Source organism: Mesorhizobium sp. M0227, from assembly GCF_040321855.1.
Taxonomy (GTDB): Bacteria; Pseudomonadota; Alphaproteobacteria; order Rhizobiales; family Rhizobiaceae; genus Mesorhizobium.
In genome coordinates this window covers 1-1,264 of the sequence record NZ_JAMYSJ010000067.1, presented here as the reverse complement: position 1 = coordinate 1,264, position 1,264 = coordinate 1, and the positions used below count along the sequence as shown (strand labels likewise).

The 1,264-nt window shown below is 65.5% G+C and carries 1 protein-coding gene; it reads right to left on the bottom strand.

Annotation, left to right across the window (positions count from 1 at the left end; translation table 11 throughout):
* Nucleotides 1-1,264, bottom strand: a 1,264-nt coding sequence (locus tag NKJ00_RS32155; protein WP_352632600.1) for an Ig-like domain-containing protein, incomplete at both ends; no start/stop codon positions are given.

Below are 1,264 nucleotides of genomic sequence, written 5' to 3'. Positions count from 1 at the left end.
CGCCATCGGCGCCGAACGCCGAGGTGAAGTTAGCGGCGAAGTTCGCCGTCGCATTGGCGGCCAGATTCGTCTCGTCGACCGTCAGTACCGGCTGCGCCGTTGCCGAGGGCGTGATCGACGGGCCGTCATCATTGAAGGTAACGGTCAGCGTGCCTGCTGCCGTCGAGCCGTCGGCATCGGTGATCACATAGCCGAGATCGACCGTCGCATTGTTCTCATCGTTCGGGCCCTGTGCCTGCAGCACATTGTCGACCAGCGTCACCGTATAGGCGCCGGTTGCCGGGTCGGTCACATGCACCGTGAACAGGACGCCGCGCGGACCTGTCGCCGTCAGCGTGTCGTTGCCGGCGTCCCAGCTGTAGGTCACGTTCTCCTGGCCGACCGTGCCGTTGGTGCCATCGAGCGTCGCGAATGAGAAGCCGTTGGCGCCGGCGCCGTCGCCGCCGAGGCTGCCGCCGAGCGTGCCGTTGTAGGTCGCTTCACTGGCGCTGAGCGGAACCTCGCCCGCATTGGCATCGATGTCCCCTGTCGTGCTCGCCGCATTGCCGCCGGCAAGGCCGTCATCATCGACCGTGGCAGTAGCCGTGCCGCTCGTCGGCGTGTTGGCGTCCGTCACGACGAAGCTTATGCCGGCCGTCGACGTGTCGCCGTCGCCGTCCGTTACGGTATAGATTGCAGAAGCCGCACCCGTGCCAAAAACCGAATTGTCGGCGGTGAACGAGTAGTGACCGTCGGCCATGACCTTGATCAAGCCATCGCCGATGTCGATTGGCTGCGAGTAACCGTCGCCGCCGAAGACAAGGGTCGTAGCGCCGATATGCGTCACCGTGGCGCCGTCGGCGCCGGCGACGAAGTCCAAAGTGCCAGTGATCGTCGCGCCTTCGGCAACGTTCTGCGAAGGCTCGGCGGAAGCCGTCGGCACGTCGTCGGACACCGTCACGTTGACGGTGCCGGTTGCCTGGTCGCCGTCCGTATAGGTGGCGACCCGGCCGACATGGCCCAGATTGACCAGGTCGTCGGCGTTGATGCCGGGATGTGCGTCGTAATTGTTGTTCAGCGTCGCCGTCACGGTCGCCACGTTGTTGGCAACCGACAGATCCAGCGTCACCACCGTCACGGCGCCGTCCTTGCCCACGACCTGGGTGTCCGAGACCCTGGTCCAGGTCAGGTTCGCGGTGTTCAGGCCCGTCAGATCGGTGCCGAAGGCGATCGAGGCGATCGCATCCGAGCCCGGCGTGAAGGTGATCGAGTTCGCGGCGAAGTC